Raw genomic sequence first — 19,155 nt, forward strand, 5'->3', positions numbered from 1 at the left:
ACGTCCCGACCTGCGGCTCGTAGAGCCGCGGCTAACTGAGTGTGCGACCGGACGAGGTCACCGCACCACCGAACGCCGCCGTCGCCCGAGCAGCGTCAGCCCCGCGAGTCCGACGACCGCCACCCCCGGCTCCGGCACCGTCGCCGCCCAGGCATCCATCATCGCAAAGTCGGACGACGTGGCGGACGCCCCGAAGTTCGCCCGCAGCAGCCCGAAGTCGGCGAGATCGACGACGCCGTCCTGGTTGAAGTCGCCCTCGAAGAAGGTCAGGCCGCTCCCGCCGAAGTTGGCCCGCAGGACGCCGAAGTCGGCGAGGTCGACGGCTTGGTCACCATTGGCATCGCCGACAAGGAAGCTGGCAAAGACGCGGACGTATTCGCCCCCTCCCCCTGACCTGTTTTCAGCACCGACAACGAAGTCATTGACTCCGTCGCCATTAATATCGCCAGCGGCATTCAGGGACGAACCGAATCGATCAGCAAGCTCGTCGCCGACGCAGTGGCGAATCACTTGCCCAGTTGCTCCCGATATGATGGAAACGGCACCCGTCCTGTTCCCGCCACTAGGTGACCCAACGACAATGTCGTCGAAGCCGTCCCCGTTCACATCGCCCATCGCGTCAACTGCAGAGCCAAACTGGTCACCAATCGAATCCCCTTTGACGCTGTGTATGATCGCCCCCGTCGTACCCGAAACTACATGCACAAGGCCAGTTTCTGAGTTTCCACCTGGAACCCCGACCATCAAGTCGGGGAACCCGTCGCCATCCACGTCGCCGGCACCAGCGACTACCCATCCGAGTCTGTCGAATGCTTGCTGGCCGCGAAGATCAAGGACAACACTTCCGTCAACCCCCGATATGACAAACGCGGCCCCGTTATTGTTGCCATCGTCGGGTGTACCCGCGATGAAATCGCTCGTACCGTCACCGTCAATGTCTCCTAAGCCGTCGACAGAATAGCCAAGCTGAGTGAAAGGTCCCGGACCGTCAAATCTCGTTAAGGGGCTCCCGTCGATACCGGAGAAGACCCTTGCGCTTCCGCTATTGAAGCCATTGTTGTCATCACCTCTAGCGCCGACGAGCAAGTCTGCTCGTCCATCGGCATTGATGTCGCCTGCATCTGCTACAGAGAAGCCAAACGAGTTAAACGAGCGATCACCACGTATGAGTAAAGATGGTGTCACCAGATGTTGCTGAGACGAATCGGGCAGTCCCGTTGGACTGGAAGCCATCGCTATCGCTGGGAGTACCGACAATAAAATCGTCAATGCCATCATCATCTAAATCGGCAGTTCTGCTAATAGAAAAGCCGAAGCCGGCACGCGAAGAATTACCGTCTAACGTGTAGATCGCATTCCCAGTTAATCCCGAAAATGCCCGAACGCTTCCACTCTGAGCGCCGTTATTGTCGTCACCATTTGCACCAGCAACTAGATCGTCGAGGCCATCGCCGCTGATGTCACCAACGATTGCGACAGAACGACCAAAGTTGTCTCCTTCGTCGTCACCTCGTAATGTGTACAGCGGTACATGCGTCACAGCTTGCCCGGCGGCCCTACTCCCAGTCGCCGAGCAAATGGTTGCTGTCGCAGCTGCGAGGATGATCCCTCGGGGGCAGCGAAGTATCGGTGTTGCGATCTGCACAATAGAGGCTGGTCGTTGTGCGGCCCGCTTTCTCAGAGGCGGCGCGGAGAGTGTCGGTCGTGGGCGGGGCGTGTCAAGCGAGACTTCCAGGTGAACTCGGATGGAGCAATAATCCGTCATTCTGGGCGAGCGGAGCGAGTTGAAGGACCTCGGCTCAACAGACGTGCAGACCACTGCGAGGTCCCTCGGCTGCGCTCGGGATGACGGAGGGGCGTTCTGTCACACCCGCAAGATCGCGTCGCGTTCTGGGCCGACGCTGACGAGGTTGACGGGGACGCCGCAGACGTCGCTGATCTTGCGGATGTACGCCTGGGCGTTCTTCGGCAGGTCGTCGAAGCTGCGGCACGTGCTCGTGTCCTCATGCCACCCCGGCAGGGTCTCGAAGATCGGCTCGACGTCGGCGAGGGTGTCCATGTCGGCGCGGAAGTAGTCGAGCGTCTCGCCGCGGAGCTTGTAGCCGGTGCAGATCTGCAGCTCGTCGAGACCGTCGAGGACGTCGAGGAGGTTGATCGTCAGGCCCGTGCAGCCGCAAAGGTCGGACGCGTAGCGGGCGGCGACGGCGTCGAACCAGCCGACGCGGCGAGGCCGGCCGGTGGTCGTGCCGTACTCCCGGCCACGCTCGCGGATGCGGTCGCCGACGGCGTCGGTTAGCTCCGTCGGGAACGGTCCGCCGCCGACGCGGGTCGAATAGGCCTTGAGCACGCCGATGAACTGCTGCACCGCCTGCGGTGGTACGCCAGCTCCGGTGAAGAGGCCGAGCGCACTGCAGTTGCTGCTGGTCACGTACGGGAACGTGCCGTGGTCCAGGTCGAGCAGCACGGCGTGCGCGCCTTCGTAGACGATCCGCTTGTTCGCCTCGCGATCCAGCTGCAGACGCCTGCCGACATCGCTGACGAACGGGGCGAGTCGTTTGCCCCAGGCGACGCACGCGTCGGCGGTGCCTTTGGCGTCGGTGGGCTCGGCATCGAAGAGGGCGGCGAGCGTCGTGTTGCGCTCGGCGACGATCCGGCCGACCTTGTCGCGCAGGCGGGCCTCGCCGTCGGGCGAGTCCGCAACGGCGGCGAGGTCGGCGATGCGGATGGCCGTGCTTCGCGTGGCCTTGTCGCTGTAGGTCGGCCCAATGCCGCGTCGCGTGGTGCCGATGGCGTCGCCCTCGCTGGCCGACTCCCGCGCGGCGTCGGCGGTCTTGTGGTAGGTCATGACGACGTGCGCTTTGTAGCTGATGCGCAGGTTGCTCGGGCTGACCTCGACGCCTTGGGCGTTGATCTTGTCGATCTCGCCCAGCAGGACGTCCGGGTCGATGACGACGCCGTTGCCGAGGTAGTTCATGACGCCTGGCCGGAAGACACCGACGGGCAGGAGGTGCGTGGCGAACTTCTGCTCGCCGATCTTGACGCTGTGCCCCGCATTGGCCCCGCCGCAGTAGCGCACGACGACGTCGGCGGCTTCGGTGAGGACGTCAACGATTTTGCCCTTGCCTTCGTCGCCCCACTGGAGGCCGACGACGCAGCAGTTGCCGTCGAGGAGGTCGGCGAAGGCAGTCGGGGTCGGGTCAGGCACGTCGCGACGATAGTGCGGGCGTGCGAAGGGCTGAAGCGCTACGCAGCAGCGGCAAACCGGTTGCGTGCCACGCGTCTTTGCGAGTAGGTTGCACGGCCCGGCAGTGACGTCATGCCGCCGGTGTTCGTTCGTCTCTTGGAGGAAACATGCATCGTCTTGCCCTGCGCCGTGCCGCGTTGAACGTGGTGGAACAACTCGAAGCCCGCCGCCTGCTCTCCGGAGCCGAGAACGGCGTCCCGACTGGCGAGAGCGACTTCGGTGATGCCCCCGACAGCTACGGCACGCTGCTCGCCAGCGGCGGCCCGGTGCACGAGGTCGACTTCAGCGCCATCCGACTCGGTGCCCGCATCGACATCGAGGCCGACGGCTTGCCCAACCAGTTCGCGACCGGCGACGACGCCGACAACGTCGACGACGAGGACGGAGTCGGCCTGCCCGCGGCGTTCGTGCCGGGCGACACGATCAACATCACGCTTTCGATTGCCAACCGCGACGGGAACGCGGCTGGTTGGATCGACTTCAACCGCGACGGCAAGTTTTCGAGCGACGAGCGGGTCATTGACGACCCAAGAGCCAGCGTCGGCGCGAACGTCTACCAAGTCCGGGTGCCCAACAGCGCGGAAGAGGGCTTCACGTTTGCCCGATTCCGCGTCGACGAAGGCGCGATCGCCGGGCCGGGCGGCGTTGGCGGAAAGGGCGAGGTCGAGGACTACCGCGTCCGCATCGACGACAACCCGCCCACGGGTGACGGCTTCGACTTCGGCGACGCGCCCGACAGCTACGGCACGACCCTCGCCAACGACGGGGCGGCCCACATGTTCCAACGCGACCTCATCCTGGGCTCGAAGTGGGACGCTGAGTCGGACGGCGTGCCGACCAGCGACGCCATGGGCGACGACGACAGCCCGAGCAGCACCGACGACGAGGATGGCGTCTCCATCAGTGGCAACTTCATCGCCGGCCAGGACAAGGACGTCGAAGTCTTCGTCGGTGCTGAGGGCTTCCTCTCCGTTTGGATCGACTTCGACCGTGACGGCAAGTTCGGCGGCAATGAGGAAGTCTTCAACCGCCAAGTCGATGCCGGCGAAGTCGAGATCAGGATCGAGACGCCTGAAGACGCGTCGCTCGGCACGACCTATGCCCGCTTCCGACTCAGCGACAAGGCACTGACCGAGCCCACCGGCTTCGGCGGACTCGGCGAGGTCGAGGACTACCGCATCACCGTCGCCGACGTCCCTCCGGACCCCGATCGCGACTTCGGCGACGCGCCCAACAGCTACGGCACTACCCTCGCCGCCAACGGCCCGCGTCACACCGCCATCAACGGCTTCGCCCTGGGCTCTTCGATCATCGACGTCGAGTCCGACGGCCAGCCGACCAGCAACGCGCTGGGCGATGACATCGATGGTTCCGACGACGAAAACGGCCTGATCATCCGACAGCTCGCACCGGGTCTCGATAACGGCTATCGCGTTCAGCTGACCAACACGGTCGGCCGTTCTGATCCGCGGCTCAACGCCTGGGTCGACTTCAACGGTGACGGCGTCTTCAGCACAAGTGAACGCGTCACGACCAATGCGTCGCTCTCACCGGGCCTGGTCAACCCGTTGAAGTTGACGGTGCCCGCCAATGCCGTTCCCGGCAGCACGTTCATGCGTCTTCGCCTGACCGACGGCCCGCTCTCCACCAACTCGCCGCTCGGCTTCGGCGGTGTTGGTGAGGTCGAGGACCATCGCATCACGATTGCGCCTTCGACGCCCAGTGCCGGTTCGCCCATCACGCTCTCGCCCGACCCATACGTCTCGAGCGGAGTGGCCGGCGTTCGCGTGAGTGGTCTTGCCGGAACCACCAGCGTGACGACCATCATCCGGAGCGTTGGCGAGCAGGAGCTGACGTCGGTCGTCAATGGCATCCTGACGGACAACAGCTACTACCTCTGGGGACCGACCCACAGCGACTACGTGCCCGACCTCGGCGGTGACGCGGGAGACCGCTTCCGATTCTCCAACGGCTTTGGCTCCGTGCCGGCCGACCCGTCGCCGACACTGACGGTGCAGCTTCCCGACGAGCGTCTCACCGTCGAGGGCGTCCTCGGACGCGCCCGCTACGACGCGACGCTCCTCATTGAGCAGTGGCTGTCGGGCAGCGGGGCGCACCCGACGCTGTCCGGCGCCGGTTCGAGCACGATTCGGGCGGAACTCTTCATCAATCCGACCAACCCGCTGCCGACGCAGGCACTGCCGCGGCTGGACGGTCTGGACATCGGCACCTTCTTCTTTGTCAGTCTCGCTGGGCCTAGCGATCAGCCGTGGCTGCTCGAGGGCACCGATCCGCTCACGATCGGTCAGGGCGAGCTGGACATCGGAAACCAGAACCTGGTCGTCCGCGACACCGACGGCCCGGCGCTTGGACTCGTCGCCAGCGAAATCGCCTCCGCATACGCCGGTGGTGTGTGGAACGGCCGTGGGCTGTCCAGCTCCATCGCCGGCGGTCCGATCGGCATCGGCTACGGCAACCCGGGCGATGTCGTACTCGACGACGAGCTCGACCTCTTCGCCGCCCCGCCGGATGACGTCTTCGTCGGCCTCACGGTCGCGGGCGATGCCGACCTGGACCGCGACGTCGACCTCGCCGACTTCGGCCGTCTCCGCGCCGGCTTCGGCACCGGCAGTCTCTGGGCGGAAGGCGACTTCAACTACGACGGCACCGTCGACCTTGCCGACTTCGGCCTCCTCCGCGCCAACTTCGGCAACACCTTCACCCCGCCTTACGCGCCGATCTCACTCTTCGACGAGTGATTTTGGTGGAGATGAGTTTAGAAGTCGAATCATAAAATCTGCCGAGTGCCTTGACAGTCTATCGGCACCGTCTATTCTGCCGCCCCATGAACCGCGAAAGCTGCAAGCCATCGTATCGACTGCTTACCACCGGGAGGTCGGTCGGCTGAGGGTTTGCCCGTTGCACATCGCGACGTGACGCTCACAGCGGCCGATCCTCCCCAGGATCGGCCGCTTTTGCGTATGCAGCAGCAGCCGATTCACTAGGCCCGGTAGCCCAACTGGCAGAGGCCTTCGGCTCAGATCCGAAGTGGTGTGAGTTCGAATCTCACTCGGGTCATCGGTACGTCTTCAACTGATGAAGGCACTCAACTCGCGACGGTAGCCCAACTGGCAGAGGCGCATGGTCGAGAGCCATGTGGTTGCAGGTTCGAGTCCTGTTCGTCGCATCATCGTTCAAGGAGGCCGCTCCCCGCACCAGCCTGTAAAGCTGACGCTCCTCAGAACCGCGGGGTGGCCGAGCGAGAGGTTCGATTCCTCCGGCCTCCACTTTCTGTTTCCTTCCCACTTACCGAGGTTCACCATGAAGCTAGCCGAAGCTCTATTAGAACGTTCCGCCCTGCAGGCGAAGCTCGGCTCGCTGCGCCAGCGGGTCGTCAGCAACGCCGTCGTCCAGGAAGGCGAGACGCCTCACGAGGACCCGCAGGTCTTGATCGGCGAGTCAAACGGGGTGCTCGATGACCTTGAGACGCTCGTCGCGCGTATCAACGCCACCAACGCCGCCGCGACCTTGTCCGACGGCCGAACGCTCACGACCGCGATCGCCCGGCGTGAGACGCTCAAGGCCCGCCACGCGATGTTGGAAGCTGCCGCCAAGGGTGCCCAGAAGGAGCCCGACGCGTACAGCATGCGTGAGGTCAAGTGGGTCTCCACGCTGCCGGTCAAGTCGCTGCGCAAGCAGGCGGACGACGTCTCGGCGAAGATTCGCGAGTTGAACAGGCGGATCCAGGAGACCAACTGGTCGACCGACCTCTTGTAGTTGAATGAAACGGAAGCCCCGGGCGAGCGTCAGACCCCGGCACGAGGCCGAGGGGTTGAAAACATATCGGGCTCGCTATGGACCGCAGTACGTGTTGCCGGGCGGCAACGGCTGCGGAGCCTCACCCCTTAGCCCGAACCCCTCACCCGCCACTCGTCACTCGTCACCTTTGACCACCGGGCGCTGACGGGGCTTTCCCTCTCTCTACACGCGACGGGCCCGGCACTTCTGCCGGGCCCGTCGTCTTCTTTCGTAGGGTGGGCCCCGGCCCACCTCTGACGAGCGCCCGCCCAAGCTTGCTCGCCTCCTCCCCGAGGTGGGCCAGGGCCCACCCTACAAGAGGGCCGCCACGCCCCGACCTGCGGGCGCCTCGCCCCACCCTGCTCCAGCGCCGCCCAAGCTAGGGCAAAGCTCGTCCCAGCCTGGGCGAGCCTCACCCCTACGCCGCGCAGCCAGCCCCGGACCCGGAGCACCCTCACCCAACCTCGATACCCGGTGGCACGGGGTGGGGGTGGGGATCGCCGTCTGCGGAGACCCGTGTCGTGTTCCGCCCACTCGTAAGACACCGGTCTCGCCGACGCGACCCGTGCCACCTTCCCGCCACCCGGGGACTTCGGATATCGTTCAAGGGGTGTTCAACCGAGACGGCCTGCCGACACGCGAGGAGCGTGACACCCTTCCCAGGCCGGCCCGAGTGGCTTTCGTGCTGCTACGCAACGTCCAGCGCTGTTCTGCCGGCAGGTTCGATCGGCTGTACCACTACACCGCGTGGATTAGCACCGAGCACTGTCAGCAACGTGCAACGTTACCGCGTAGTGCCGACCAAAGAGCGTCGGTGACGGGTGAACGGTCTATGAGTGCCGACCCAACCCGCTCGATGCGCCTCGGCTTGCTTGGGCGATAGATTATGCGGCCAAGTAGGGTGCCTCTGATGTGCCTCGCGAGACTCTCGTGCAACTCGTTACGCAGCCGCAACACCTGATTATCATGCGGCTGCCAGACAGCATTGCCCGCAGCGTAACCCAACTTCTTAACAGCACCTCCGACGACGGCCAGTCCGGGCAGGTCAAAGAGCCCAGCTGACACGAGCAGATTTGTCCCTGCGCAGATTGCGTCTAACTGCTCAAGCTCTGAGGCATTCGCAGCTCGCGTGGCCGCTAGCAGTTTCGCCTCAAGCTGAATCGCCTCTATCTCCAGTGCCGCTACCCGGCTGCGGATCGAGCACCAGTAGAGGTATCCGACGATCCCAATCGCGGTTGCGATCAGCAAAGGGTCAAATGCAAGGAGCCAGATAAGTTCAAGAGGGGTCGTTTCCATTGGATTCACCCGCTTCTTTGCCGTTGCCTCCGACTAGGTCACTAAACCGCTCCTTCACGTCAGCAACCCTGTCCGAAGCAAGCTTAAGTGTACGCGATATCTTCCAGCGGATAAACCACGTCATCCCGATCGCCACGACGACGTTGATAATTATCCGCACGAGGGTTAGCCAGGCGGGCTCACCCCAAAGTGCGACCGCGCCACCAATCAGCAACCAGATGCAGGCGACGACGGTAATGCAGCCAAAGACGAAGCGTACAGTCCGTCCTAACTCGTTGCTGACGACGACAATTTTGCCGACGTCGAGCATCCGATGAAAAACTTGCGGTGTGCCGTCCTCTCGCTCCCCCTGCTCCCGTCGCTGGTCACTCATGAGGCGGATGATAACCAAAGACCGCAGCCGGCGAACGTATACCGAACGAGCACGACAAGTTGACTCCGTGGCGCGGGTCGCGCCTGCGAGACCCGCGCCACCAGAGCTTGGCCGCTCCTTAAATCGTGCTCACGCAGGTGCTGCGTCGGTCACGTCATCCGTTAACAGTGTTTGCGAAGGTCAACGACATCCTCCGGCAGATCGACGAGCTCAGCGAGTTGGGCCGAGAGTTCGTTCGCAAGCGGCTCAAGCAGAAGCTCGAACAGGAGTGGCAAGCGGCGGCGGCTGAGATGAGAACGAAAGCTGAAGTCGAAGGGGTCGATCAGCGCGTGATCGATGAGGCCGTCGAACAGACCCGCTACGGCAAGGTCGTTCCGGCGGCGGAACAGGCGCGATGAAAGTGCTCTTCGACGCGAACGTAGGCGTCGCCGAGGCCATCCGCGGCGGCATGGCGGAGCGGACAATGGCTGACAAGCTCGGATTCCCGCGTCGCTGCCTGCGGCATTGCGGCCGGCCCATTCGATCATGAGGAGGAAGGGTCACCAACCGATCCACTCGGCGCCGATGAAGAACGCAGCGAGCCAGAAGATGATGCTCACGGCGACGGCCGGACCGTGCCAAGCCTCGCGAGGCGGACAGGACGCGTAGCACCACAAGGCGAACAAGCCCCACAGAAACCACCCGATGATGACGCTGCACAGCAACGCCGTCGCGACGATGGGTTCCCCACCACCGCCGGGACCCATCGTCGTACCACCGGGCGTCGCCACCGAGAGAGTCGCTACCAGCATTAGATACAGGCAACCGAATGCCAGTGCGGCAAGCGGGAGCCAGAAGAAGGTGGACCAGCGACTCTTACGAAACGGCTGCATGAGAAGCGGGGTGAGGTCAGACCGACTCCGCGAGTTTGCGCTCGGTGCATTCAAGGGCGAGCAGTCGGGCCTGTCGACGATGAAGAGCTAGCGCCGTGGACGGCTCACCCGTTGACACGCCCGACGCTCGGTCTACCGTGTTGGCCCGGCCGTGCGGGCGCATAGCTCAGCTGGTTAGAGCGCGTCCCTGATAAGGACGAGGTCCGTGGTTCGAGTCCACGTGCGCCCATTGCCTTCCTCCCCCGACGGCCAACCTTTTAATCCGCCACACGGCCATGAGCCGGTGCTCGCGAGCGAAGTGCTCGGGGCGTTGTCGGTGTCGCCGGGGGAGATGGTCGCCGATGCGACGCTGGGCCGGGGTGGGCATGCGTTGATGCTGGCCGAGGCAGTGTCGCTGGGGGGGACGCTGGTCGGGCTGGATCGCGATCCGGACAATCTGGAGTACGCCGAGCAGCGGCTGCGTCAGGTCGAGGGGGTGACGGTCGAGCTGCACCACGCGAACTTCGCGCAGCTGCCGAGTCTGCTCGACGGGCGGCGGGTCGACGGGCTGCTGGCGGACTTTGGCGTGAGCACGAACCAGCTCCTCGACGAGCAGCGCGGCCTGTCATTCGCGCACGCAGACGCGCCGCTCGACATGCGGCTGGACCCGACGCTGCCCGACACCGCGGCCGACCTGCTGCGGTACTGGCCGGAGAAACGGATCGCCGACACGATCTACAAGCTCGGCGACGAGCGATTCAGCCGACGCATCGCGAGGCGGATCGTCGAGGCCCGCAAGCAGCCCGGCGGTCTGACGACGGTGGGGCAGTTGGCGGACCTCGTCCGGCGCAGCGTCCCGCGGCCGAAGGGCGGGCGGAGCAAGATCGACCCGGCGACGCGCACGTTCATGGCGCTGCGGATGGCGGTCAACGGCGAGCTGGATGCGATCTCGTCGCTGCTGTCAGCGGTCCCGCAGGTGCTCGCACCCGGTGGCCGGGCGGCGATCATCTCGTTCCACAGCGGCGAGGATCGGCTGGTCAAAAACGTCTTCCGAGAGCTGGCATCACACGGCGTCGTTGAGCTGGTGACGAAAAAGCCGATCGTCCCGAGCGAGGAAGAGATCAAGCGGAACCCACGATCGCGGTCTGCGAAGCTGCGTGTCGTGCGACGTTCGCAGGAGTGAGTGTCGACTTCACTGACAAACCCGCAGACTTAGCCGCTCGCGTCAGCAGGCGGGTCTCGGTGCGCGAGCGCCCGCTGACGCGGGCGGCTCAGTGCCAGCTGGTCCAGCATTGTCCGGAGCTCGACGTCTAGACGGGTCGTGCTGTCGAGATTTTCCTGACGTGCCGATAAGCGAGAAGGGCCTGACTTTCGGCGCGACAGCGTCGGGGCGATCGGGCCGGGAACCTCGACCGGAGAAACGCGTGTCTCGTGAAAGCAAACTGGGCCTCCTCGTCGCGACGGCCTTCATTCTCGTGGTCGGCCTGTTGCTCAGCGACCACGTCACCGTTGCCAACCGGCAGCCGCCCGCGCAGCTGACGGCTCGCTACGACGACGTCGCTAAGGGCCTGTCGCTGCCGAAGCAGGAGCAGCCCGAGCAGAAGCCCACCGTCGAGTTCGTCAGTCCGGTTCCGACCAAGCCGCAGCCGGTCGACATCGCCACGCTCGAAGTGCGTCGCGGCGAGACGGAGCCGACGCAGGGCCAGGCCGTGCAGCCGGAGCCGATCGACATCTGGGACAACGAGCCCGTCGCTGCCCAGCCGGAGCCGATCGCGGTCGATGCCGCGGGCGTCGATCCGCTGGCCCAGGTCGCCCAAGCCGCCGGCGAGCCGGTGGAGCGTGTCGACCAGACCAACCAGACGCCCGCGCCTTCGGTCGCCGTCCGCAGCTACGTCGCTCAGCCGGGTGACTCGCTGGGCCGGATGGCCGCCCGGTTCTTCGGCAAGGACACGAGCGACAACCGCTCGAAGCTGATGGCCCTCAACGAGTCGCTGGCGGACAACCCGGATCTGGTCGTCGCGGGTCGGAGCTATCGCGTTCCCGCCGACGCGATCCAGGCTGCTGCCGTGCGTCCGGCCGAGAAGCCGAAGTCGAACGTCTACACCGTCCAGCCGGGCGACAGCCTCTGGCGGATCGCCGCCCGGCAGCTCGGCGACGGCAACCGCGGCGACGAGATCGCCGCCCTCAACGCCGACGTCCTGCCCGACCCGGATCGGCTGCAGGTCGGCATGTACCTGCGTCTTCCGAGCTGAGCCGAAACCACCGCCATGCCACGTCTCGTCCTGGCCATCCTCGGCATGCTGTTGATCGGAGCGACGCTGCTGTTGCTTCGGCAGCAGCATCTTCGCGTCCGGGCGGAGACGCATCGGCTGCACGCGGAGCTGTACGAGCTGGAGCAGAAGCTGTGGCGACAGCAGGTTCAGGTCGCGGCGGCGACGTCGCCGGCGGCGCTGGAGCGGACGATGGAGCGGCTGAAATCGATCGACGCGACCACCGTCGACCTCGCGGGCGAGTGGGCCGTCCTGACGCCGGCTGTGGGTGGTTGGGATGTGCTGGAATAAGCCAAATCTGTCATCCTGAGCGAGCGCAGCGAGTCGAAGGACCTCGCCTGGAATGACGTGTGGAGCCGGGCGAGGTCCCTCGGCTGCGCTCGGGATGACGGGGAGGCGGCAACCTTCACGCCGCGACGAGTTTCGGGCGGCTGGCGGTGATGCGGGCGACGCGTCGTGGGTCGGCGTCGGCGCGGTCGAACAGGCAGCAGACGTCCAGACAGTCGTTGAACGACGGGTCCTCCGCCACCGCCAGCGGGACGGCACCGAGGCGGAGGTATTGACGCAGCAGCACTGGAATGCCCGTGCCGCCGGTGAGGTCGCGGACGAGACCGTCGAGCTGGCGAACGTCGGTGAGGCGATGGGCGAGTCGCAGTGTGCCGGCGTCGAGGTGGTCGGCGGGGTCGAACTTGTTCATGCCAACGCACGGCTTGACGCGGTTGGCCATGCGTTCGAATCGGCCGCGGCGTTTCGGGTCGAGCAGCCATGCCGCCATCGCAGCGCGGGCGGCGGGTGGGTAGTCGCCGCTGATGCTGACCGGGCCGATCAACCGGGAGTCGCCCAGGTTTCGCCGGTCGAGGAAGGCCGCGATGCCACGCCACAGCAGCAGCAACGCCGACGCCTCTTTCTGGAACGCCGGGCGGATGAACGAACGCCCCAGGTCGCAGATCGGTGCGTCGCTCAGCAAGGCCTGCGGCAGGCGGAACTCACGCAGCGTGTACAGGTCGGGCGACCGTCCGGGCTGATCGCGATCGGGCCCAATGCGGTACGCCCCGGCCAACTCGCCCTGGCCACGGTGCCACAGGATCAGGTGGTGGTAACGACTGTCGTAGGTGTCGAGATCGACCGCCTTCCCGGAGCCTTCGCCGACTTCGCGAAAGGTCGCCTCACGCAGCGCACCCAGCGTTTGCATCGACTCGCCGAGCATCGACGACGATGCGGCATAGACCTGCCAGTCACCGCTCGTCGCCAACAAGGCCTCGGCGGGCAAGCGGTCGAGCGTGCCTTCGAATCGCGCGTGAGCGTTCGCGTCGACGCAGCGAACCGGCTCGAAGGGTTGGGCCCGCGGTGCAGCCGGTGTGGGCCGCGGGCCTTGGTCGGCGTAGCGGAGGCAAAGCGTGCTGGACCGCAGATGGTCGACGGCCTCGGTCGGGTCCATCGACTCGAGCGCGCTGGCCAAGCTCGGCCGACCGACGCGGGCGGCGAGGGGCTTGTTCCGACTGGCCGCCATCTGCCGGGCGAGCAGGAGCGTCCGCAGTTTCGGATGGACCAGCCCGGCAATCTGGAAAGGCCAGGGATTCTGTCCTTGGAAGAAGAGCGGCACGACCGTCGCCCCGGTTCGCCTGACGAGGCTGACGAGGTGTGCGTGCCACGTGCCCTCGACGACCTTGCGGTCGCTCCAGGTCAGGTGAGCGACTTCGCCGGCGGGGAACATGCCGAGCATGCCGCCGTTCTTCAGGCAGCGAATCGCCTCGCGCATCGGCGTGCCGTTGGCGGCGCGGTGGCTGGCGACCTTGCCCTCACCCAGAATGTCGACGAGGAGAAACGCCTCGCTCAGGCCGTCGAGCCCGCCGAGGTAGCTGTTGGCGAAGACCTTGGCGTCGGGCCGAAGCCCCGCGAGCAGGCTGACCATCGCCACGCCTTCGATCCCGCCGAACGGGTGGTTCGTGACGACGAGCACCGGTCGGCCCGAGTCATTCGCCGCGTCGAGGTGTTCCCGCCCCGCGACCTGCAACTCGACGCCGTGCTCGTCCAGAACAGCGTCGGCGAAGGCCTTGGGGTCGGTCGGGTTTCGACGGCGCGCTGCGTGGTAGAGCTCACGGCACGCACGAATGCCGACGAGCCGCTCGATGCCGGAGACGATGGCGTTCGCTCCGAGAAAACCTGGTCTCGGCAGCGTCAGCGGTGCCGGGCGTTTTGACGCAACCTGCGATTCAGAGTGGTCATGCGGCAAGATCAGAGTGTCGCCTGTTTCAAGCGGCAAGCGGGAAGGCGCGGTTTGGGTTTGGCCAAGTTTGCGCTCAGACGTTGTCAAGCCCCTGTTAAAGACCTCGTGCAACCCGAGGGGCATCGGCTCGATGCAGGGCTTCACGATGCCGCCCGATGACGTCACCGAATCCGACGGGCGACCTACGCGGCCTGGGTCAAATGTTGCGCGACGAGGCGCATGTCGGAGACGAAGTCGGCCCGGGCTTGCTGGCGAGTGGCGTCGTCGGGAATGCGCAGGATGGCCGACGGGTGGATCGTCGCCAGGAACTGCCCACCTTCGGGGAAGTCCATGAACTCGCCGCGGCTCTGCGTCACGCGGAACTGCCGGCCCATCAGCGCCTGCGCGGCGGTCGAGCCGAGGGCGACGACGAGGTCGGGGCGAATCGTCGCAAGCTCCTGCTCCAGCCACGGCTTGCATGCGCTGACGTGCCTTGCCGCCGGCTTCTGGTGCAGGCGGAACTTGCCCTTGTGGACGAAGTGGAAGTGCTTGACCGTGTTGGTGACGTAGACCGCGCGTCGATCGACGCCGGCCTCGTGCAGCATGTCGTCCATGAGCTGACCCGCCGGGCCGACGAAGGGCAGGCCGGCAAGGTCTTCGTTGTCGCCGGGCTGTTCGCCGACGAAGACGATCCGCGCGTCACTCGGCCCTTCGCCGAAGACGGCCTGGGTAGAGCCGTTGTCACAAAGGTCACAGCCGCGGCAGTTGCGAATGGCGTCGCGCATCGCGTCGAGCGACGGATCGGCCGGGATGAACGTCTCCGCCCCCTTCGGCTTGGCGGCGGCCATGGCGGCGGTGCGGGCGATCATCGTGCCGGCGCGCTTTGGTGCTTCCTTGAGCAGGTCGGGAATGATCTGTGTTTCCGGAAGCGTTCGCCAATGCCGGACGTTCATCTCGGCCTTCATCGCCTTCACCTTGGGCCGAGCGGGGTTGAAGATGTTGGCGTAGTAGGTGCGCCACACGTCTTCGAGCGCGTCGGTCTCCGGTGCGGCTGAAGCTGGGACGCCTTCGCCGAAAGTGAGCTGCTTTCCGTTCCACGAGGCGGACGCGTCGGGTGTGAGGATGGTCCACCGCATCGAGCCGAACCGCTCGCGAAAGAACGGTGCCGCCCGGTGCAGGATGAAGTGGTCCGGCCGATGGAACGCGACAAAGTGCTCTTCACTCGTGTCTTCGTCGACGACTTTTCGGAATCGGACGAAGGCGTGCATCTTGTGGACGTCGCGCCGGATGAGCGAGACGCGCCGGTCAAGCTTGACGACGTCCTCGTCGGCCGGGTTTTTCATGACTGACGGGTCGGCCACGACCCGCCAGAGCAGGCCGTAGAGGAACGACCATCGATCGTCGGCCCGGAAGTCGGCAGCGACCTCCGCCTGCCTGACGAACCGCGGCGGCACCCGGAACGCCTCACCCGTCGACTCCGGCGGCAACGCGTCGGCCATACCGGGCAGCAGGGCTTCGGTGCCGTCGTCGAACAGGACGTCTCTTGGCTCGACGCCCGCCATCACCAACCGCCTCGCCGCCCGCCGCCAGGCGTCGAAGCTGGGTTCGATGACGACGCGGTGCATCGGTCACGATACGCCGGATTCAGAGATCGCGAAGACACGAAGAAGCGAAGACAGGCGCGAAGTACGGACAGAGTTGCTGTTTCTGCTTCTGAACCCCTTCTTGTTCTTCGCGTCACTCTTCGCGCCTTCGTGTCTTTGCGATCTCTGTGGTTCACCGTCCGCCACGAAGGCGCAGCATCTCGGAAATGAGCCTGTTGGCGTCCTCAGGCGCATCGTCCCGTTTCTTGACCCGTGAAAGCAGCGTCTCGGCGTCGGCCCGGCGTTCGCCGAGGGCGACAAGGGCGTCGACGGCGTCCGCCTCGTCGGGCGACAGCGAGCCGACGGACGTCGCGGGTGTTGGGGCGATGACGGCGTCGGGCGAGACGAACCGGCCGACCTTGCCGGCGAGTTCGGCGATGATTGTCTCGGCCGCACGTTTGCCGATCTGCGGCAGCTGGACCAAGGCCTTCGTGTCCTTTGCCTCGATGGCGGCGGCGACTTCCGCCGGCGGGATCGCCATCGCACGCAGTGCCTTGCGTGGGCCGATGCCTTTGACAGTGATGAAGGCGTTGAAGAAGCCCTTGTCCGCCTCGGTGGCGAAGCCGATCAACCGCGGCGTGAGGTTGCCGCCGGAAGCGTCGCCCTCGAGGTAACAAACGGTCTGCAGCGTGATCTCTGTCCCGACCTGTGCTTCGAGCGCCGCCACATCCCCCGCCGGCACCAACACGTCCACCGCCACCGGCCCGACCGTCACCACCGCCCGATCCTCGGCCACAGCTTCGAGCAGTCCGGTCAGACGGGCAATCACGGGATGAGCGTACGGGCAACTGAGAAACGCAAAGACGCAAAGAGACAAAGGTCCGCAAAGGACAGATGTGAGGCAAGATGCCAGTCGTCTCATCCTTTTTCTTGTTCTTTGCGGTCTCTTTGCTCCTTTGCGTCTTTGCGTTTCCCTCCGGTACGATTGCCTCATGGAGGACACCAACCTGTACCCGCCGTCTGATCTGTTCCGCCGCCAGGCCCGTGTCGATTCGATGGAGGCCTACCGCCGCGAGTGGACACGCAGCGTCGAGGAGCCCGACGCCTGGTGGGGCGAGCAGGCGGATCACCTCCGCTGGTTCAAGAAGTGGGACACCGTTCAGTCGGGCCAGGTTCCGCACGTCAAGTGGTTCGAGGGTGGACACCTCAACGCCAGCGTCAACTGCCTCGACCGCATCGTCGACTCTGGTCGGGGCGAGAAGACCGCCATCATCTGGGAGGGTGAGCCCGTCGAGGACGACGGCAAGTCCCCACCCACGCCACGCGAGATCCGCAAGATCAGTTACCGCCAGCTGATGGACGACGTCTGCCGGTTCGCCAACGGGCTCAAGTCGCTCGGCGTCAAACGCGGTGACGTCGTGACGATCTACATGCCGATGGTGCCCGAGGCCGTCGTCGCGATGCTGGCGTGTGCGCGGATCGGCGCGCCGCACAGCGTCATCTTCGGCGGCTTCAGCTCGGCCGCGATCGCGGACAGGATCGCCGACGCCAAGAGCAAGTTCGTCGTTACCGCCGACGGCGGGTGGCGTCGCGGGAAGGTCGTCCCGCTCAAGGCCAACGTCGACGAGGCCGTCCGGCAGAGCGAGGGGGTTGAGAAGGTCGTCGTCCTCAGGCGGTGCGACAACGACATCACGATGGCCGATCACGACGTCTGGTGGCACGACGTCGTCGCCGACCAGCCCGACCGCTGCGAGCCGGCGTCGATGGACTCCGAAGACCTGCTCTTCGTCCTCTACACCAGCGGCTCGACCGGCAAGCCCAAGGGCATCCTTCACTCGACCGCCGGCTACCTGCTGCACGCGTACCTGACCTGCAAGTACGTCTTCGACATGAAGGACGAAGACGTCTACTGGTGCACGGCCGACGTCGGCTGGATCACCGGGCACACCTACATCACCTACGGCCCGCTGGCGATGGGGGCGACACAGCTGATGTACGAGGGCGCGCCGAACTTCCCGGACTTTGCCCGGTTCTGGCAGATGGTCGAGCGGCACCGCGTCACCGTCTTCTACACCGCGCCCACGGCCATCCGGGCATTCATGAAGGCCGGGCGCGACCTGCCCGACGCGAGCGACCTGTCGAGCCTGTCGCTGCTCGGAACGGTCGGCGAGCCGATCAACCCGGAGGCTTGGCGTTGGTACCACGAGGTCATCGGCGACGAGAACTGTCCGATCGTCGACACCTGGTGGCAGACCGAAACCGGCGGCCACATGATCTCGCCGCTGCCGGGTGCGACGCCCACCAAGCCGGGCCTGGCAACGCTGCCGGTCTTCGGAATCGACGCGGCCGTGGTCGATCGCGAAGGCAACGAGGTGCCACAGGGCGAGACGGGCCTGCTCGTCATCCGCAAGCCGTGGCCGAGCATGCTCCGCGGGATCCTGGGCGACGAGGAGCGGTACGTTAAGACTTACTGGTCCGACGTGAAGGGCATGTACTTCAGCGGCGACGGTGCCCGGCGCGACGAGAACGGCTACTTCGAAATCACCGGCCGAATGGATGACGTGCTGAACGTCTCCGGCCACCGGCTCGGCACGGCCGAGGTCGAAAGCGCGCTGGTCGCCCACGAAGCCGTCGCGGAAGCGGCGGTGGTCGGCATCAAGCACGAGGTCAAGGGCGAAGCCGTGGCGGCGTTCGTGATTCTCCGCACCGGGTTCGAGCCCGGCGAAGACCTGAAGCAGGCCCTCATCCAGCAAGTCACCAAGGAGATCGGCCCCTTCGCCCGGCCCGACGTCCTCAAGTTCGCCGACGGCCTGCCCAAGACGCGCTCCGGCAAGATCATGCGTCGCCTCCTCCGCGACGTCGCCGCCGGCAACGAGGTCAAGGGCGACGTGACGACGCTGGAGGACATGAGCATCGTCGCGAAGCTGCAGGAGGCGTGATCAGCCCGCGAACCCCGCCGCTCGTCGCCAGACATAGATCTGGCCGACGTGGTAGGCCTCGTGGGTGGTCATCATGAACGTCGCCAGGTGGCCGATGGAGGGCGACATGCCGCGGAATCGCTCTGGTAGCGGTTTTGCGAGAGTGGGCTCGTCGGCGGATCGGACGGCGTCGGCGAGGTCGACGTGGACGCGTTCGTACGTCTCCAGCAGCTCGTCTTTCGACGCATAGACGCCGCGGTCGGCGACGGGCGTCGAGCCGGGCTTTACGTGTTCTCGCCACTCACGCGGAACGATCCCGTCCCGGCCGAGGCAGAAGCGGGCGAAGTCCAGGGCGTTTGCACAGTGGCCCAGCGTCCAGGCCGGGTGGTTCAAGACGCCCGCCGGTTGCTCGGCCATTCGTTCGTCAGGCACGCCATCGAGGGCTTTGGCGAACCAGTCGCGGTTGCCTTCGAACATGTCGACGATCAGGTCGCGTTGCATGGCAGGATCGTTCGCAGCTTCACCACGCCGGGCCGCCAGGCCCGGATTCTGACGACTTGTTGGATTCCCGGAATCCGGGCCTTGCGGCCCGGCGTGGTGGGTGAGTGACAAAGCG

The 19,155-nt window shown here is 65.6% G+C and carries 15 protein-coding genes and 3 tRNA genes; 10 read left to right on the forward strand and 8 right to left on the reverse strand.

What is annotated here, in order from left to right:
• Positions 1-57 precede the first annotated feature (57 nt).
• Positions 58-1,281, reverse strand: coding sequence for a hypothetical protein (locus tag AAGI46_07550; GenBank protein ID MEM1012062.1), 1,224 nt, complete (start codon positions 1,279-1,281; stop codon positions 58-60).
• Positions 1,282-1,864: 583 nt separating this feature from the next.
• Positions 1,865-3,205 carry an adenylosuccinate synthase gene (locus tag AAGI46_07555; GenBank protein ID MEM1012063.1) on the reverse strand — a complete coding sequence of 447 codons (1,341 nt, stop codon included), beginning with the start codon at positions 3,203-3,205 and terminating at the stop codon, positions 1,865-1,867.
• A 146-nt stretch (positions 3,206-3,351) separates the two neighbouring features.
• Here AAGI46_07555 and AAGI46_07560 point away from each other — a divergent pair, with 146 nt between their 5' ends.
• The 4 genes from AAGI46_07560 to AAGI46_07575 all read left to right on the forward strand — a co-directional run bounded on the left by AAGI46_07560 (position 3,352) and on the right by AAGI46_07575 (position 7,021).
• Entirely contained in the window at positions 3,352-6,003 is a 2,652-nt protein-coding gene (locus AAGI46_07560) for a GEVED domain-containing protein (GenBank protein MEM1012064.1), read from the forward strand.
• Between the two features lie 245 nt (positions 6,004-6,248).
• Positions 6,249-6,322 (forward strand) — tRNA-Leu (locus tag AAGI46_07565).
• 35 nt (positions 6,323-6,357) lie between these two features.
• Positions 6,358-6,431 (forward strand) — tRNA-Leu (locus AAGI46_07570).
• Positions 6,432-6,565: 134 nt separating this feature from the next.
• The gene (locus tag AAGI46_07575) at positions 6,566-7,021 is read left to right on the forward strand and encodes a DIP1984 family protein (protein MEM1012065.1); all 456 of its coding nucleotides are present in this window, start codon (positions 6,566-6,568) and stop codon (positions 7,019-7,021) included.
• A gap of 1,297 nt (positions 7,022-8,318) precedes the next feature.
• Here AAGI46_07575 and AAGI46_07580 read toward each other — a convergent pair.
• Positions 8,319-8,711 carry a hypothetical protein gene (locus AAGI46_07580; GenBank protein ID MEM1012066.1) on the reverse strand — a complete coding sequence of 131 codons (393 nt, stop codon included), beginning with the start codon at positions 8,709-8,711 and terminating at the stop codon, positions 8,319-8,321.
• 125 nt (positions 8,712-8,836) lie between these two features.
• Between AAGI46_07580 and AAGI46_07585 the strand changes: the two genes are divergently transcribed.
• The gene (locus AAGI46_07585) at positions 8,837-9,109 is read left to right on the forward strand and encodes a hypothetical protein (protein MEM1012067.1); all 273 of its coding nucleotides are present in this window, start codon (positions 8,837-8,839) and stop codon (positions 9,107-9,109) included.
• A 141-nt stretch (positions 9,110-9,250) separates the two neighbouring features.
• On the opposite strand, the gene AAGI46_07590 is transcribed toward AAGI46_07585, so the two are convergent.
• Positions 9,251-9,481 carry a hypothetical protein gene (locus AAGI46_07590; GenBank protein MEM1012068.1) on the reverse strand — a complete coding sequence of 77 codons (231 nt, stop codon included), beginning with the start codon at positions 9,479-9,481 and terminating at the stop codon, positions 9,251-9,253.
• A gap of 257 nt (positions 9,482-9,738) precedes the next feature.
• On the opposite strand from AAGI46_07590, the gene AAGI46_07595 reads away from it, so the two are divergent.
• The 4 genes from AAGI46_07595 (at position 9,739) to AAGI46_07610 (ending at position 12,123) form a co-directional block, all read left to right on the forward strand.
• Positions 9,739-9,812, forward strand: a tRNA-Ile gene (locus AAGI46_07595).
• Positions 9,813-9,866: 54 nt separating this feature from the next.
• Positions 9,867-10,745, forward strand: coding sequence for a 16S rRNA (cytosine(1402)-N(4))-methyltransferase RsmH (gene rsmH, locus AAGI46_07600; protein ID MEM1012069.1), 879 nt, complete (start codon positions 9,867-9,869; stop codon positions 10,743-10,745).
• Between the two features lie 241 nt (positions 10,746-10,986).
• Positions 10,987-11,814: a LysM peptidoglycan-binding domain-containing protein gene (locus tag AAGI46_07605; GenBank protein ID MEM1012070.1), complete on the forward strand. Its 828-nt coding sequence runs from the start codon at positions 10,987-10,989 to the stop codon at positions 11,812-11,814.
• A gap of 15 nt (positions 11,815-11,829) precedes the next feature.
• Positions 11,830-12,123 carry a hypothetical protein gene (locus AAGI46_07610; protein ID MEM1012071.1) on the forward strand — a complete coding sequence of 98 codons (294 nt, stop codon included), beginning with the start codon at positions 11,830-11,832 and terminating at the stop codon, positions 12,121-12,123.
• A gap of 115 nt (positions 12,124-12,238) precedes the next feature.
• Here AAGI46_07610 and AAGI46_07615 read toward each other — a convergent pair whose 3' ends face one another.
• From AAGI46_07615 to ruvA, 3 genes are all read right to left on the reverse strand, one after another.
• The gene (locus AAGI46_07615; protein MEM1012072.1) at positions 12,239-14,065 is read right to left on the reverse strand and encodes a lysophospholipid acyltransferase family protein; all 1,827 of its coding nucleotides are present in this window, start codon (positions 14,063-14,065) and stop codon (positions 12,239-12,241) included.
• Between the two features lie 176 nt (positions 14,066-14,241).
• Positions 14,242-15,663 (reverse strand): UdgX family uracil-DNA binding protein, encoded by a 1,422-nt coding sequence (locus AAGI46_07620; GenBank protein MEM1012073.1) that lies wholly within the window; start codon positions 15,661-15,663, stop codon positions 14,242-14,244.
• Between the two features lie 151 nt (positions 15,664-15,814).
• On the reverse strand, positions 15,815-16,450 hold the full coding sequence (ruvA, locus tag AAGI46_07625; GenBank protein MEM1012074.1) for a Holliday junction branch migration protein RuvA: 636 nt from the start codon (positions 16,448-16,450) through the stop codon (positions 15,815-15,817).
• 163 nt (positions 16,451-16,613) lie between these two features.
• Here ruvA and acs point away from each other — a divergent pair, with 163 nt between their 5' ends.
• Positions 16,614-18,560: an acetate--CoA ligase gene (gene acs / locus AAGI46_07630; GenBank protein MEM1012075.1), complete on the forward strand. Its 1,947-nt coding sequence runs from the start codon at positions 16,614-16,616 to the stop codon at positions 18,558-18,560.
• Here the strand turns inward: acs and AAGI46_07635 are convergent.
• The coding region (locus AAGI46_07635) for a DinB family protein (protein MEM1012076.1) at positions 18,561-19,155 on the reverse strand (595 nt) is incomplete at its 5' end. It abuts the gene before it with no gap.

Source organism: Planctomycetota bacterium, from assembly GCA_038746835.1.
In the GTDB taxonomy this organism is placed as follows: Bacteria; Planctomycetota; Phycisphaerae; order Tepidisphaerales; family Tepidisphaeraceae; genus JBCDKH01.

Bases quoted from the DNA above. Each gene is read 5' to 3' on its own strand.
- AAGI46_07610 (MEM1012071.1), top strand. From the start codon at position 11,830: ATGCCACGTCTCGTCCTGGCCATCCTCGGCATGCTGTTGATCGGAGCG.
- AAGI46_07550 (MEM1012062.1), bottom strand. From the start codon at position 1,281: ATGATGATGGCATTGACGATTTTATTGTCGGTACTCCCAGCGATAGCG.
- AAGI46_07560 (MEM1012064.1), top strand. From the start codon at position 3,352: ATGCATCGTCTTGCCCTGCGCCGTGCCGCGTTGAACGTGGTGGAACAA.
- AAGI46_07620 (MEM1012073.1), bottom strand. From the start codon at position 15,663: ATGCACCGCGTCGTCATCGAACCCAGCTTCGACGCCTGGCGGCGGGCG.
- AAGI46_07580 (MEM1012066.1), bottom strand. From the start codon at position 8,711: ATGAGTGACCAGCGACGGGAGCAGGGGGAGCGAGAGGACGGCACACCG.
- AAGI46_07575 (MEM1012065.1), top strand. From the start codon at position 6,566: ATGAAGCTAGCCGAAGCTCTATTAGAACGTTCCGCCCTGCAGGCGAAG.
- acs (MEM1012075.1), top strand. From the start codon at position 16,614: ATGGAGGACACCAACCTGTACCCGCCGTCTGATCTGTTCCGCCGCCAG.